10 protein-coding genes and 1 pseudogene are annotated in these 14,526 nt (G+C 66.4%); 2 read left to right on the top strand and 9 right to left on the bottom strand.

The annotated features are described in order from the left end of the window. A partial coding sequence (locus ACJASC_RS17280) for a TRAP transporter large permease subunit (RefSeq protein ID WP_415147095.1) occupies window positions 1–787 on the top strand: 787 nt, incomplete at its 5' end. A gap of 390 nt (window positions 788–1,177) precedes the next feature. Here ACJASC_RS17280 and ACJASC_RS17285 read toward each other — a convergent pair. The 9 genes and pseudogenes from ACJASC_RS17285 to ACJASC_RS17325 form a co-directional block, all read right to left on the bottom strand. Continuing rightward, a pseudogene (locus ACJASC_RS17285) lies at window positions 1,178–2,153 on the bottom strand (IS110 family RNA-guided transposase). Between the two features lie 765 nt (window positions 2,154–2,918). Beyond that, on the bottom strand, window positions 2,919–3,137 hold the full coding sequence (locus ACJASC_RS17290; protein ID WP_415147096.1) for an SDR family oxidoreductase: 219 nt from the start codon (window positions 3,135–3,137) through the stop codon (window positions 2,919–2,921). A 294-nt stretch (window positions 3,138–3,431) separates the two neighbouring features. Further along, window positions 3,432–4,271 (bottom strand): enoyl-CoA hydratase, encoded by an 840-nt coding sequence (locus tag ACJASC_RS17295; protein WP_415147097.1) that lies wholly within the window; start codon window positions 4,269–4,271, stop codon window positions 3,432–3,434. A gap of 12 nt (window positions 4,272–4,283) precedes the next feature. After that, window positions 4,284–5,585, bottom strand: coding sequence for a CaiB/BaiF CoA transferase family protein (locus tag ACJASC_RS17300; protein ID WP_415147098.1), 1,302 nt, complete (start codon window positions 5,583–5,585; stop codon window positions 4,284–4,286). A gap of 73 nt (window positions 5,586–5,658) precedes the next feature. After that, window positions 5,659–6,717 (bottom strand): MDR family oxidoreductase, encoded by a 1,059-nt coding sequence (locus tag ACJASC_RS17305; RefSeq protein WP_415147099.1) that lies wholly within the window; start codon window positions 6,715–6,717, stop codon window positions 5,659–5,661. Window positions 6,718–6,719: 2 nt separating this feature from the next. Continuing rightward, window positions 6,720–7,355: an acrylate utilization transcriptional regulator AcuR gene (acuR, locus tag ACJASC_RS17310; RefSeq protein WP_415147100.1), complete on the bottom strand. Its 636-nt coding sequence runs from the start codon at window positions 7,353–7,355 to the stop codon at window positions 6,720–6,722. A gap of 76 nt (window positions 7,356–7,431) precedes the next feature. Then, window positions 7,432–9,942 (bottom strand): CoA transferase, encoded by a 2,511-nt coding sequence (locus ACJASC_RS17315; RefSeq protein WP_021695383.1) that lies wholly within the window; start codon window positions 9,940–9,942, stop codon window positions 7,432–7,434. A gap of 67 nt (window positions 9,943–10,009) precedes the next feature. Next, on the bottom strand, window positions 10,010–11,572 hold the full coding sequence (locus ACJASC_RS17320) for a BCCT family transporter (protein WP_415147101.1): 1,563 nt from the start codon (window positions 11,570–11,572) through the stop codon (window positions 10,010–10,012). Window positions 11,573–11,646: 74 nt separating this feature from the next. Next, window positions 11,647–13,308 (bottom strand): GMC family oxidoreductase, encoded by a 1,662-nt coding sequence (locus tag ACJASC_RS17325; RefSeq protein ID WP_415147102.1) that lies wholly within the window; start codon window positions 13,306–13,308, stop codon window positions 11,647–11,649. A 148-nt stretch (window positions 13,309–13,456) separates the two neighbouring features. Here ACJASC_RS17325 and ACJASC_RS17330 point away from each other — a divergent pair, with 148 nt between their 5' ends. After that, window positions 13,457–14,371: a LysR family transcriptional regulator gene (locus ACJASC_RS17330; protein WP_415147103.1), complete on the top strand. Its 915-nt coding sequence runs from the start codon at window positions 13,457–13,459 to the stop codon at window positions 14,369–14,371. Window positions 14,372–14,526 lie beyond the last annotated feature (155 nt).

The raw sequence follows: 14,526 nt of genomic DNA on the forward strand, positions 1-14,526 counted from the left end.
GCTGGCGATGATCACCGCCGCCGTGGTGTCCTGGCTCACGCCGAACCGCATGGGGCCGAAGCAGCTCTTTCACGCACTCGACATCGGCGCGCGCATGGTGCTCCAGCTCGTCGCGGTCTGCGCGGCGTCCGGGATCATCGTCGGGGTCATCGCGCTGACCGGCATCGGCACGCGCTTCTCAGCGCTGCTTCTCGGAATCGCCGATCAATCGCAGCTTCTGGCAATGATGTTTTCGATGATTGTCGCGATCATCCTCGGCATGGGCATGCCCACCACCGCCGCCTACGCGGTGGCGGCCTCGGTCATTGCGCCGAGCCTCATCAACCTCGGGGTGGAGCCGCTGACCGCGCATTTCTTCATCTTCTACTTCGCGGTGATGTCGGCGATCACGCCGCCGGTGGCGCTCGCCGCCTATGCTGGCGCGGCGCTTGCACAGTCGGACCCGATGAAGACCAGCGTCGAGAGCTTCCGCATTGGCCTCGCGGCTTTCGTGGTGCCCTACATGTTCTTCTTCTCGGACGCTCTGCTGATGCAGGGCGGTTGGCTCGACACCATCCATGTGACGATCTCGGCGCTGTTCGGCATCTACCTGCTGTCGTCCGGGATCATCGGCTGGTTCTTCGGCCGGATCGGCTGGATAGCACGGGCACTGCTGATCTGCGGGGCGCTCGGAATGCTCGATGCCGGGCTGGTCACCGATCTCATCGGGCTGAGCATTGGTGGCGGGCTGTTCCTGTTCCAGCGCAACGTGCTGAAGCTCACGGACCTCGCCCACGGCAAGGGTTGAAGACCTCGGCGTCGGCTGGTTCGGTCCTGCCGGCGCCTCTGGTTGTTCTGAATGGGTCCCTGGGGGTTGCGCGGCCCGATGCCGCAAGGCGTGGAGATCCGCTTTGCGAATGCCGCTCCGCGGCATTTGCGATCAGCCGAAGGTCAGCTTCTCTAATTGGGCGTGTGGGTCAAGCTCCTCTTCCTTGCATCCTGGGATCGATGTCGCTCATCCGGGTCACGCTTCTCTTCGCAGTCTGGTCGCTCGAGCGCCGCTGCAAGCATTCGTCGGATCGGCAGTGGAGAGCCTTGCTTTGAGACGCGCTTTGTTGGCGCAGCAGACATTTTCGGCTTCATCCACGAACCTCGTCCGGTGAGGACGATCCCGTCGGTCCATCGAGAGGGTGTCAGATCATGTTGCAGCCTCCTCGACGGTCGGACGGAACTGGGTCCCATCGATCCAGAGGCGATGGAGGATGACCGCAAGCTTGCGAGCCACGGCGACGACAGCGCGGCGCCGGCCCTTGGTGCGCATTGGCGGCCGCATAAAGCGTCGATCGGACGTCGCGATCACCAGCCTTCGAGATGCGGCCCGGGTTGTCTGTTTCTCCGGACTGATATCGCCTCGGCGTCAATCCGAAGTGTGCGGCAACGGTCCGCGACTTCCTGAACCGTGCCGGATCGTCGACCGCCGCCTTGAACGTCAGAGCCGCGATCGGCCCGACCCCGGGCACCGTCATCATTCGCAGGCAGATCTCGTCGCGGCTCGCCGCCCGCTTCACCCTGCGGTCCAGTTCGAGGAACTGGTCGTAGAGCGCCCGGCGGGCGTCGAGCAAAGGCAGCATCGCATGGGCCAGGACCTCGTCCATCTCCACCAGGCCGCGTGCGACCTCGTCGAAGCGCCCGTGGCTGACGCTGGACGGCAGGCGGATGCCGAAGATCTTCAGCAGCCCCCGGGCCTCGTTTGCAAGGTCGATGGTCTTGGAGAGCAACGCGCGCCGCGTGCTCAGGAGGGCGCGGACACCGTGCGACTCCCGGCTCTTCATATGGACCGGGCTGAACCAGCCGGTCCGCAGGACCTGGGCGATGCCTCGCGCGTCGTTGCGATCCGTCTTGTTGCGCATGGCCGAGAGGGCCGCATTGACCTGCCGCGCTTCCATGCAGACGACATCGAAACCCCGGTCCCGAAGTCCGAAGTAGAGGTGCTGGCTCATCGTCCCCGCTTCGAAACCGACCCTGGCCACCGGATTGGGGAAATCCGCCAAGGCGCCGGCAATCGCTTCAATTTCACAGGGCAGCTCACGCTCGAGGCGGACCGATCCCTTCTCGTCGACGATGCACAGCGCGCAGCTGCGCAGCGACACGTCCAGTCCAGCATAGTAATCCATCAGTCACTCCCTTCATTCGGATCTTTCGATCCTAACGGGAGCTCAACCTCGCCGGTGAGGCAACCCAATTACCGATGCTCTGGGCCGAATGCCAGCCAGTCTTTCGGAAAATTTGGGAAACCGGGCCAAGTCTAGCTGCCAGTTCTGTTTGGTAGACATTCAGCGCGCGTAGAATGACATGATACACCGATCCGGTAAGGCCTGCGTTGGCTCTTGCTTCGGGTGGTTTGGGGGGACATCTCGGTCCCAAAATACGTTCAGCACCAGTTCACCTAGCGCATGCTGCCAAAAACTTACGTAGCCGGTCCTCTCGCTACCGCAGACCAGGGTCCGCGGCCCGGATCGGTGTGTGATGCGATAGACCTCACCGCCCGCGCGGGCGGGTTCCAAGGCAGAGAGCCCACCGGAGGAACAGATGGCTCGCTCAGTAGCCGTCTGCGCTTTGTTGCAATCGAAGCTTGGTCCTTGGGCACTGGCCGAAAGCCCGGTCGTGCGATGCCGACGGTCGAAACCAGCAAAGATATAATGTGCATCTCTTCACCTCAGAAAATTTGACCAGCCAAAATTCGAGAAGCCGAGATCATAGTCTGGATCCGGGTTCGAAGCTATCTATCGGAGGTGAGCAGGGGCGCAACGCCACGTACAGTGCCCCGCCAGATGGCATAGGGTCGCTTGGCTACGCGATGGCATAGCCGCCATCGACCGGCACCCCCGTGCCGGACATGAACCCGGACAGCGGCGTGCAGAGGAACATCGGTAGGCCCGTCAGATTCTCGGGCTCGCTCCATCGCCCCATTTGCCCAGCGGCGTACGGGCCAAGATCGGTACGGCACGGTCCGGGTCTGATTGCGGCGCTGCCGTGAGTGGCGTGCGGATCCAGCCCGGCGCGATGGCGTTGACGCGGATACCCTCCTTTGCCCAAGCGATGATGAGCGACTTGGTCAATTGCGCGATGCCGCCCTTCGAGGCTGAGTTGCCGGGCACTCACCATGGCGCTCTGCGGTAAGCGCGCCGTGGCCGATCTGGACCCGCACAACCTGCTGGTGCCGCGCGATTTCGAAGGGGAATGGCAGGAGAACGCGACAGGAGTTGGGTAGGCCTACGAACTCATCTGATCTGTCATTCTCGGCTGCGCGTAACCGTCCGTCGGAACTCGTGTTGAAACACGCGGCCCCTACTGTACGGGCGACCACCGAACCCACAGGTTCGAACTGGTGCGGGAGGGGGCACGCCATCCTGGCAGGGATGCGGCGCGGGTGACGCGCATCCCTGCTTGTGTCAGCGCCCGCGAAACACCGGTGCCCGCTTGGCGACGAAAGCCTCCATGCCCTCCTTCTGGCCCTCGGTGGCGAAGGCGGCCTGAAACAACAGGCGCTCGGCGCGCAGCCCCTCGGCCAGCGGCGTCTCGAAGGCGCGGTTGACCGCCTCCTTCGCCATCTTGACCGAAGGCGCGTTGTAGCCCGCGATCACATGCGCGGTTTCGATCGCCTCGTGCAGCAGCTGATCTGCCGGCACCACGCGCGATACCAGCCCTGCGGCCTTGGCCTCGCGCGCGTCCATGTTGCGCCCGGTCAGCACGAGATCCATTGCGAGGGCCTTTCCGGCGGAGCGCGCGATCCTTTGCGATCCGCCGATACCCGGCAGGATGCCGAGCTTGATCTCAGGCTGACCGAACTGGGCGTCCTCCGAGGCGATGACGATGTCGCACATCAGCGCAAGCTCGCAACCGCCGCCCAAGGCATAGCCCGCCACCGCCGCGACGATGGGCTTGGAGACGCCGCGCAGCCCGTCCCAAGCGGCGAGAAAGTCATCCATGTAAAAGTCGGTGAAGCGAACCGTCGCCATCTCCTCGATGTCGGCGCCGGCGGCGAAGGCGCGCGGTGATCCGGTCAGGACGATCGCGCCGATGCGCTCGTCGGCGTCGAAGTCGCGCAACGCGGCGACCGTCTCGGCGGCGAGCTGACGGTTCAGCGCATTGAGCGCCTTGGGGCGGTTCAGGGTGATCAATCCGATATTGCCGCGCCGTTCGACAAGAATGGTCGTTTCATCGGCAGAGACAGGGGCGGCGGTGTCCGCCGTGGCGGCGATCTTGGGGTCGGTCTTGGTCTTGGTGCTCATGGCTTCGGCTCCTCAGGCGGTCTTGGCGGTTTCGGTGTCGACGGCGCGCAGAACGGGCGGGGCGGCCGATCTCGTGTCGTCGGCCGGGTCGGCATCGGTCTGCTCCGATGTGACGGCCGGGCTGTAGGCGCCGCTGAGGCGACCTAACTCGTTCAGGATGGCGGCGCGGTGTTCGCCAAGACCGGGGGCGCGCAGCGGCACCGCCGGGTCGAACGCCTCGTAGCCGGTCATCTTGATCGGGTTGCCGGCGGTGCGCAGCGTCCTGCCGCCTTGGCCGCGCACCTGCACGATCATGTCGCGCGCAAGCAGCTGCGGATGGTCGAGCAGCCGGTCGATGGTGTTGATCGGGGCGCAGGGCACGCCCGCCTCGTTCAACAATTCGATCCAGTGCGCCGCCGGTCGGGTGCGGGTCACCGCCTCGATCGACGCCACCATCTCGGGGCGGTTGCGGCAGCGCAGGTCGTTGCTGATGAAGCGCGGATCGAGCGCGAGGCGGGGTGCGCCGATGGCGTCCGCCATCAGCAGGAACAGCTGGTCGTTGCCCGCCGCGATGACGAGCCGCTCATCCTCGGTCTCGAAGCTTTCAAACGGCGCGAGCGAGGGGTGACTGTCGCCGGTACGGGTGGGCACCACGCCCTCCACGTCGTAGCGGGCCAGCGCCGTCTCCATCAGCGCCGCCTGGCAATCGAGCATGCCGATGTCGACCCGCGCGCCCTGCGCGTCCCTAGTGCGACCATACAGCGCCGAGACGATACCGATGACGGTGAAGAGCGCCGCGCCGAGATCGCCGAAGCTCGTGCCGACGCGGGCGGGGCGGCCATCGGGCCAGCCGGTCAGGCTCATCACGCCGCCCATCGCCTGCACCACCATGTCGTAGCCGGGGAGTTCCGAGAACGGCCCGCTGTGACCGAAACCCGAGACCGAGGCGTAGACGATATGCGGATGCGTCTTGGCCAGTCGCTCGGGCCCGTAGCCCAACCGCTCCATCACGCCGGGGCGGAAATTTTCCACCAGCACGTCGGCCTCGTCGAGCAGCCGCTCCAGAAGGTCGCGGTCGCGCGGCGATTTGACATCGAGCGTGATGCTCTCCTTGCCGCGGTTGAAGCACATGAAATAGGCGGATTCATCCTCGACGAAGGGGCCGAAGGCGCGGGTGTCGTCGCCCGTTCCAAACCGCTCGACCTTGATGACCCGCGCGCCCATGTCGGCAAGCACCATGGTGCAATAGGGCCCCGCCAGCACCCGTGAAAAATCGAGGACGGTGATGCCGTCCAGCGGCCCCTTCTTTGGGGGTCGTTCAGCCGTGGCTGCCATGTCTGTCTCCTCCCTTGATGCGCCCGGTCCACGCGCCTCCCGCGTGCGGTTCCGAGGCCGGTTTCTTTGTGGCTCAGGCATCGAGGCGCACCACGGTCCGCCCGCGCAGCTGGCGGTCCAAGAGCGCCTCGCTGGCGCAGGTCAGCTCGTGAAGGCCGATCTCCCGCGTCATCGGACCCGTCAGGCCCTGCGGCAGGAGCAGGGCCAACTCCTCCCAGGCGCGAATTCGGTCCTCCTGAGGTCGCATCACGCTGTCGATGCCCAAAAGCCCCACGCCGCGCAGGATGAAGGGCATGACACTCGAACTGAACTCGGCCGCCGCCGCCAGCCCGCAGGCGGCCACGGTGCCGCCATATCGGGTCGCCGCGCAGGCCTGTGTGAGGATGTCACCGCCGCAGACATCGATCACGCCGCTCCAGAGCGGCTTGCCGAAGGGGCGGCGGCCGGGATTGATGTCGTCGGGCCCGATCACGCTGTCGGCGCCGAGCTCGTCGAGCAGATAGAGCTTCTCCGTGCTGCGGCTGGTCACGGCCGTTACCTCGTGGCCGAGCGCCTTGAGCAGGAGCACGGCGACTGATCCAACGCCGCCGCTGGCGCCAGTCACGAGAACCGGGCCGCCCGAGGGCGTCAGGCCGCAGTCGCGCAAGGCCTGCACGCACAGCATGGCCGTGTAGCCGGCCGTCCCGAGGCTCATGGCCGCGCGTGGGCTCATATCGGCAGGGCAGGGGGTGAGCCATGCGCCCTCGACACGGGCCAGCTTCGCGAAACCGCCCCAGCGCGTTTCGCCCACGCCCCAGCCGTTCAGGATCACCCGGTCGCCGATCGCGACCTCCGGCGACGCACTTTGGGTCACCGTGCCGGCGAAATCGACGCCGGGCACCATGGGCAGGCGGCGCAGGATCGGCCCGCTCCCGGTGATGCCGAGCGCGTCCTTGTAGTTCAGGCACGACCATTCGACCTGCACCGTAACGTCGCCCTCAGGCAGCTGGTCTGCGCTCAGCCGCTCCACCGAGACGGCGCGGCCTCCCTTGCCGTCATCACACACCAGTAGCCCGTCGAACCGCTCCGATCTTTTGGACCGATCGTCTCTATTATGACGCGAGGAGAGCGCGGTGTCTTCCGTTGGCGACATTATCAAGCCTCGATCTGTTGGAGGAAAGTCGTGGCGAAGGCGTCGAGTGGGGCGGCCTGTCGTTCAAGCTTGGCTCGCAGCACTGCCCCCTCCCATCCGATCCAGAAGGTCTTGGCCTGACGGGCGCAGTCGAGATCGGCGCGGAACTCGCCCGCTTCGACACCCGTGCGCAGGCAGGCCTCAGTGCGGGCCTCCCAATCGAGGAAGGTATCGATCAGCGCCTGCCGGAACGACCCCGGCAGCAGCGCGATCTCCTGCCCGAGATTGCCTACGAGGCAACCGCGCGTGAAATCATGTCGCGCCATGCCCCGCCGCGCATCGTCGAAAAAGGCCTGCAGCCGCTGGCGCGGGGTCAGTTCGACGTTCCCGAAATGACGGTCCAGCTTGCCCGCGAAATACCGCCCATAGGTGTCGATGACAGCAAGGCCGAAGGCCTCTTTGCTGTCGAACCAGTGGTAGAAGGATCCCTTGGGGACGCCGACGGCCTTGAGCATTTCGTCCAGCCCGACACCGGAAAACCCCTTCTCGGTGCCAATCTCCATCGCCGTACGCAGAAGCGCGGCGCGGGTCTCCGTGGCCTCGCGCCCCGATTTCGGGGGGCGGCCCCGGCGCTTTTTGAGGGGAACAACATCCGGCATGATTACATTTAGACTGATCGTCTTGATAATGTCAATTCGAATGGATCAGGGGCGGGATCGGCCCGCCCCTGTCAGTTTAACTTGGCAGATACTCCCGGCTCCAGCTGTCGCTGATCGCGCCGGTCTCGATCATCTGCTCGATCTCGTCGGTCCCGAACCCCATCTCGCCCAGCACCTCGCGGGTCGAGGCGCCGTATTTCTCGGCGCAGGGCAGGGCGCGCACGGCGCTGCGCGCGGGGCGCACGGCGTAGGGGTCGAGCTGGGTCACCTCGTGGCCGCTCGGGTGGTCGGCATGGATCGAGAAGGAATAGCTGCCTTGGTCGAGCCCCGGTGTGCCGTCCGCGGGGCGGCTGTTGTAGGAGCGGATGCCTTCGAGGTTTTCGCAGACCGCGGCGCCGATATCGGCCTCCTGCAGCCGCTCGACCCAGTCGGCGGCGCTGGCCTGCAGGAAGGCGCCGGCGAGGAAGATGGCGCGCTTGTCCGCTGGGACGCGCGAAAAGCCCTTGAGCCCCTCGACCGTCTCGAAGCGCACGAGGTCGGCCTCGTAGGCGCTCAGCAGCAGGAAACCATCAGCGGTATAGTAGAAGCGCGACAGCTCGTCGAAGCCCAAGGCCTCGCGGCCCGAAGGCTCGTTGAACAGCCCGCGCTTGAGGTAGTCGTAGCAGAACGGCATCTGCGCCAGCCCGCTGAGCGCCGAGAGCGAGGTGCGGGCGCGGCCGGCACGGCCCGTGCGCGCCTTCTGGTAGAGCGCCGCCGCCACGCCGAGCGCGCCGCCAAAGCCGCACATCACGTCGATCGTGCCAACATGGGCGTGCTCCTCGGGCGTCTCCATCGTACCACCGAAGCGCAGCATGATGCCGGTCGCGGCCTGCACGAGGTCGTCATAGCCGACATAGTCGGTGCGCGGTCCGCGTCTCGGTCCGCTGAAACAGTCGAGCTGGCAGAACACCGCGTCGGGGTTCATCGCGCGCAGGCCCGCCGCGTCGAGGCCCATCGCCTTGATCTGGCTGTCGGGCGCATTCCAGACCACGACGTCAACCGATTTCACCAGCCGCTCCAGCACCTCGCGCCCCTCCGGGCTGCGGATATCGGCCAACACCGAGCGTTTGCCGCGCATATGGGACAGGCCGAAGATCACCGTATTCCAGCAATCGTAGAAGGGCTTGGCGGGGTCGAGCTTGATCACCTCGGCGCCGAAGCGGGCGAGGTAGGAGACCGAATGCGGCCCGGCGATGACGTTGCACAGATCGAGCACGCGCACGCCGTCGAGCCAACCGCCGCGATTGGCCGGATCGGTTGGGGCGGGCAGGATGGTGGGCAGCGCCGCCAGCGCCGAGAGCGCGGTGTCGAAATCGACCTCGCGGCGCGGCGCGGGCGTCAGCGTCTCCTCGGCGCTCTCCTCCAGCCAGACCATCGGGCCGGGCTGGGTCATGGTGCCGTATTCAGGGTCCTCGACCTCGATCATCAGACCGGCGGTCTCGGCGTGATCATCGTTGATCCATTCCTGCAGCCAGCGCTGCGGCGCGCCGGGAAAGCGGCGCTTGCCGAAGATCTTTTCCCATTCCTTGGCGGTACGCGTCATGAAGACCTCCTTCATGCGCGCGGCGATCCGGTCGGCCCAGTGCTTGGGCAGGGGATAGACGCCAAGCGAGACGTCCGAGGCCCATTCCGAGACCGGCTTGTAGGTGTCCTCCTCCTCGCCCAGCCCCTCGGCCACCAGCTCGTCATGGATGCCCAGCGTCTGCAGGCAGCGTTTGGCGTGGTTCTTGTGGCTCGGGCAGACGACGTAGAACATCCGCCCGTCCTTGCACATGTAGCTGCGGTAGAACGGGTCGAGCAGCTCCTGAAGTTCGTCATAGCCGAGGTTCATCGGCAGCCCCTCGATCCGGCGCCGCTCGATCTCCTGCTCGCGCTGGGTCTTGTAGCGCTCGGGCAGGTTCTCGATGCGGATCGAATTATAGGTCAGCCCCTCCATCACCGCCGCCGCGAGCGGCACCTCGATCCGCTCGCCGAGGCCCGTGCGCTCGCGCGCCTGCAGCGCCAGAACCACGGCCGAGGCCGCGAGCATCGTGCCATAGGCCGAAGCCAGCGGCAGCGGCGAGAACGACGGGTTGATCCCCATCAGCACACGGTTGAGGCCCATGTCGGTGAAGACGCCCGAGGTCGCGGCAATGACGCTCTCATAGGCGCGCCAGTCGCGGCGCAGCTCGTCGTTCGAGGCGAAGCCCGGGATCGAGACGGCGATCAGCGCCGGATGCTCGCGGCACAGCTCTTCGGGGTCGAGCCCGAGCCGCGCCATGGTGCCGGGGCGGAAGCTCTCGACGAGGATGTCGGCCTCGGCCGCCAGCGCGCGGGCCTGTGCGAGCCCCTCATCGGTCTTCAGGTCAAGACGGATGGTGAGTTTGCCCCGGCCCAGCGTGGCGTTAGCCGGGCTGTGCCAGAGCGGGCCATCTGGCGGGTCAATATGCACCACGGTGGCGCCGAGATCGCCGAGGATCATCGCGACGGCCGGGCCCGCGATGTACTGGCCGAAATCGACGACCTTGACGCCGGCGAGGGGCAGCTTGGAATTCGGATCGCGGGTCATGACGCTTCCCTCCGGGTGAAATGGGTTGGATGGGGCCGACCGATGGCCGGCCCTCGAAGGATCGCCGCTATTCGGCGGGTGTGTCGATCACGAGATGGTCACGGCGCGGGTCGGTGCCGAAATCCTCGCGAAGCCAGCGCATCAGCGACCATGTCAGAAGCCCCAGAACCGGGATCAGCGGCAGCGCCACCACGATGGTCGAGGTCTGCACCGGTTTCAGCCCGCCAAGCTGGATCAGCGCGATGCCGACCAGCGCCAGGATCAGCGCCCAGACGATGCGGATAGACCGCTTGGGCTCCTGATAGCCCGAGAGGCTGCGCGAGGTGACCGACGCCAGCACGTAGGCCGCGCTGTCGAGCGTGGTGGCAAGGAAGATGAAGCACAGGGCCACGAAACCCGCCGTCACGAGACCCGAGAAGGGCAGGGTGCCAAGGATCGCCTGCACGGTGGCGGGGATGCCTTCGGCACTCAGCACGGCGCTCACGTCGAGTGCGCCCGAGATCTGCAGGTCGAGCGCGTAGCCGCCCCAGACCGCGAAGAACACCCAGCAGCCCAAAGAGCCCCAGACCAGCTCGGCCACGATCAGCTCGCGGATCGTGCGGCCGCGCGAGATGCGTGCCACGAAGAGCCCCATCATCGGCGCATAGGCGATCCACCAGGCCCAGTAGAACACGGTCCAGTCGCGCGAGAAGCTCGATCCGGTGACCGGGTCGGTCCACATGCTCATGGTCAGGAAGTTGGTCGCCATCTGCCCGAGGCTGTTGGTCCTGCCGTTGATCATGAACAGCGTCGGCCCGGCGAGAAAGGTGAAGCCCAAGAGCAGGATGGCCAGCACCACGTTGGCGTCCGACAGGAGCCGGATGCCGCGCGACAGGCCGAACCAGACGCTGCCGCCGAAGATCACGGTCCAGAGGCCGAGGATCGCAAGGTCGAGCCCGAGCGAGGGGGCGACGCCGAACAGCCCGCCTACAAGCTGCGAGACCAGCGGCACCGCGAGGCCCAGCGAGGTGCCAACGCCGCCCACCACGCCGAACACCACCACCGCGTCGAGCGCCACGCCGATCCAGCCGTCGGAATGCCGCCCCAAGATGCCGCGCGCCGCCACCGAGAGCCGCACGCCGGGCTGGCGGCGGACATACATCGAATAGGCGATGGGCAGGGCGGGCAGGCAATAGAAGGCCCAAGGCGTCAGGCCCCAGTGAAACTGGCCGTAGGTCAGCGCCCATTCGGCGGCCTCGGCCGACATCGGCGCCACGCCAAACGGCGGACCCTGCATGTAGTAGATCGGCTCGACCCAGGCCCAGTTGACGATGGCGATGCCGATGCCGCCGCAGAAGATCATTGCGATCCAGCTGAAATAGGAGAACTCGGGCCGCTCGTCGGGGCGGCCCAGACGCACATTGCCATAGCGGCTCATGGCCAGCCCGATCAGGAACAGCACCGTACCGAGCCCGGCCAGCAGGTAGAGCCAGCCGAAATTGCCGGTGGCGAAGGCGAAGGCCGCGCTGATCGCCGCCGGTCCGGCCTCGGGAAACAGGATCAGCGGCAGGCAGACGCCGGCCAGCACCGCCAGCGACGGCACAAAGACCCGCAGGTCCAGCCGGTCGTCGCCCTCGTTCGAATGTCGCATAGGTTCCTCCCCCATGGATGTGCCCGGATATGGATCCGGGCGATTGTCGTGGCGCATCCCTCCCCGGATGCGGCTCACGCCTCTTCGAGTATCCAGCGCGCGGCCTTTTCGGCGATCATCATCACCGGCGCGCTGGTGTTGCCGCTGGTGATCTCGGGCATGACGCTCGCATCCACCACCCGGAGCGCCTCGATCCCGCGCACCTTGAGCCGGGTGTCGACCACCGCCATGGGATCGTCCTCACGGCCCATCTTGGCGGTGCCGACGGGGTGGAAGATCGTGTTGGCGATGTCACCCGCGAGCCGCGCGAGTTCCTCGTCGGTCTGGTACTGGGGCCCGGGCTTCCATTCCTCGGGCTCGTATTTCGCCATCGCTGGCTGCGAAACGATCTCGCGCACCTGTCGCAGGCTCTGCGCCGCCACGTGGCGGTCCTCGTCGGTGGCGAGGTAGTTCGGCGCGATTTCGGGCGCATCGTCGAAGCGGTTCGAGCGGATGCGCACCCGGCCCCGGCTCGTGGGGTTGAGGTTGCACACGCTGGCCGTGATCGCCGGGAAGGCGTGCAGATCCTCGCCGAAGGCGTCGAGGCTCAGGGGCTGCACGTGGTATTCGAGATTGGCATGCGGGCGCTGCGGGTCGGATCGGGTGAAGGCGCCGAGCTGGCTTGGCGACATGCTCATCGGGCCGGTGCGGCGAAGGGCGTACTCCAAGCCGATCCGCGCCTTGCCGAAGATGTTGCCTGCCAGCGTGTTCAGCGTCTTGGCGTCCTTGACCTTGTAGACGGCGCGGATCTGCAGATGATCCTGCAGGTTCTCGCCCACGCCGGGCAGGTCGCGCAGCACCTCGATGCCATGCGCCTTCGCCTGATCGGCGGGGCCCACGCCCGACAGCTGCAGGATCTGCGGCGAGCCGATCGCACCCGCCGAGAGGATGACCTCGCCGCGCGCGCGCACCGTCATCGCATCGCCGGCGCGCCGGACGACCGCGCCGGCGCAGCGCGTGGCGCCTTGGGGCGTGGTCTCGAAGATCAGCCGCTCGACCTGACTTTCAGTCCAGATTTCCAGGTTGGGCCGCGATTTCGCAGGGCGCAAAAAAGCCTTGGCCGCGTTCCAGCGCCAGCCGTTCTTCTGGTTCACGTCGAAATAGCCGACGCCCGCGTTGTCGCCGGTGTTGAAATCCTCGGTGCGCGGCACGCCCGCCTGCGTGGCGGCAGTGGCGAAATCCTCCAGCACGTCCCAGCGCAGGCGCTGCTTCTCGACCCGCCATTCCCCGCCATGCCCGTGCAGGTCCGAAAACCGCCCGTTGTGCCCGGTCTCGGGATCGGCGCCGCCATCGCGGCGGTGGTGGTCCTCATGCGCCATGAAGTCGGGCAGGGACCTCTCCCAGCTCCAGTCGTCATCTCCGGTGAGCCGGGCCCAGTTGTCGTAATCGCGCGCCTGACCCCGCATGTAGATCATGCCGTTGATCGAGGAGCAGCCGCCAAGCCCCTTGCCACGCGGATAGCGCAAGCTCCGCCCGTTCAGCCCGGCCTCGGGGGCGGTCTGGTAGAGCCAGTCGGTGCGCGGGTTGCCGATGCAGTAGAGATAGCCCACGGGAATGTGGATCCACGGGTGGTTATCGCGCTTGCCGGCTTCGAGCAGCAGCACGCGTTTCGCCGGATCGCGGCTGAGCCGATTGGCCAAAAGGCAGCCCGCCGAGCCGGCCCCCACAATGATGTAGTCGAACGGATCGCGCGGCATCTGGATTCTCCCCTCTAGGGGAGGCGCGCTCTGACCGGCTCTTGCTGCGCCGGTCGTCACCGCCCCTCCGTCTCCTCGCGATAAGCGATGCGGCAAGCGCGGCTCGAAATCCAATGACTAATGGCGCAAGGCATTATAAGCAGAACTCATGAAGCACCCGGCAGATCTGCGGAGCCTGCACTCCTTCGTCACCGTGGCACGCGAGGGCAACGTCTCGCGCGCGGCGGCGTTGCTGCACCTGACCCAGCCCGCTGTGAGCCTTCAGCTCAAGCGGCTCTCCGAGTACACAGGGCTGGTACTGTTCCGGCGCACCGCCCGCGGGCTCGAGCTCACGCGCGATGGCGAGACGCTCTTGAAAAAGGCCGAGCGTGTGCTTGAGGCGGTGGAGGAGTTCAGCCACGCGGCCCGTCGCATGACCGGCACGCTCAGTGGGACGCTGCGCATCGGGACCATCGTCGATCCGGACTTCATCCGGCTGGGCCGCTTCCTTGCGGAGTTGCTCGAAGCCGCGCCCGGATTGCAGGCCGAGTTGGTTCATGGAATGAGCGGCGACGTTCCGGTGCGATTGCAGCGCGGCGAGATCGACATGGGTTTCATGCTGGACGAATCATTGGCTGATATGCCGGTGCAAGGGGCGCCGTTCCATCATCAAACGCTGACACGCTTTCGCTACCTCGTGATTGCCCCCGCGGGCTGGGAGCGGCGGGTCGCCGGCCTTGGCTGGGCCGGGCTCGCCGAACTGCCTTGGGTCGGCACGCCGCCGGCTTCGGTGCATCATCGCCTGCTGGAGCGCCGGTTCCGCGAGACTGGGGCGGAGCAGAACCGCGTGGCGCTGGTCGATCAGGAGCCATCCATGCTGGCTATGGTACGTTCGGGCGTGGGGCTGAGCTTGTGCCGCGAGTCGATCGCGCTCTACGAGAAGCAGGCGAACGGGCTCGTCGTGGTCGAGGGCATGCCGCTCGACACTACACTGGCCGTCCTTGTGCCCGAGACTCGCCGCTATGAGCCGGCGATCGATCTTTCGCTCGTCCTTTTAAGCCGAATTTGGACCGGTCTGCCATAGAAGTCATTGAATCAGGGCAGTCCCAGCCGGCGATGTTGCACAAAGCAGCCTCGGGCATGACTGCCCCCTTTCCCGCAATCTTCAGCGGACGGCCTTGATCTCGGCCCTGCCAAGGGCCGAGAAGCGGTTCATGATGGCGATGCGGATCTGGATTT

Source organism: Limimaricola cinnabarinus (assembly GCF_047631075.1).
GTDB lineage: Bacteria > Pseudomonadota > Alphaproteobacteria > Rhodobacterales > Rhodobacteraceae > Limimaricola > Limimaricola cinnabarinus.

What these genes read in the sequence shown, in the direction of transcription:
- ACJASC_RS17295 (WP_415147097.1), bottom strand. Translation starts at nt 4,271, where the DNA reads ATGAGCACCAAGACCAAGACCGACCCCAAGATCGCCGCCACGGCGGAC.
- ACJASC_RS17300 (WP_415147098.1), bottom strand. Translation starts at nt 5,585, where the DNA reads ATGGCAGCCACGGCTGAACGACCCCCAAAGAAGGGGCCGCTGGACGGC.
- ACJASC_RS17305 (WP_415147099.1), bottom strand. Translation starts at nt 6,717, where the DNA reads ATGTCGCCAACGGAAGACACCGCGCTCTCCTCGCGTCATAATAGAGAC.
- acuR (WP_415147100.1), bottom strand. Translation starts at nt 7,355, where the DNA reads ATGCCGGATGTTGTTCCCCTCAAAAAGCGCCGGGGCCGCCCCCCGAAA.
- ACJASC_RS17315 (WP_021695383.1), bottom strand. Translation starts at nt 9,942, where the DNA reads ATGACCCGCGATCCGAATTCCAAGCTGCCCCTCGCCGGCGTCAAGGTC.
- ACJASC_RS17320 (WP_415147101.1), bottom strand. Translation starts at nt 11,572, where the DNA reads ATGCGACATTCGAACGAGGGCGACGACCGGCTGGACCTGCGGGTCTTT.
- ACJASC_RS17325 (WP_415147102.1), bottom strand. Translation starts at nt 13,308, where the DNA reads ATGCCGCGCGATCCGTTCGACTACATCATTGTGGGGGCCGGCTCGGCG.
- ACJASC_RS17330 (WP_415147103.1), top strand. Translation starts at nt 13,457, where the DNA reads ATGAAGCACCCGGCAGATCTGCGGAGCCTGCACTCCTTCGTCACCGTG.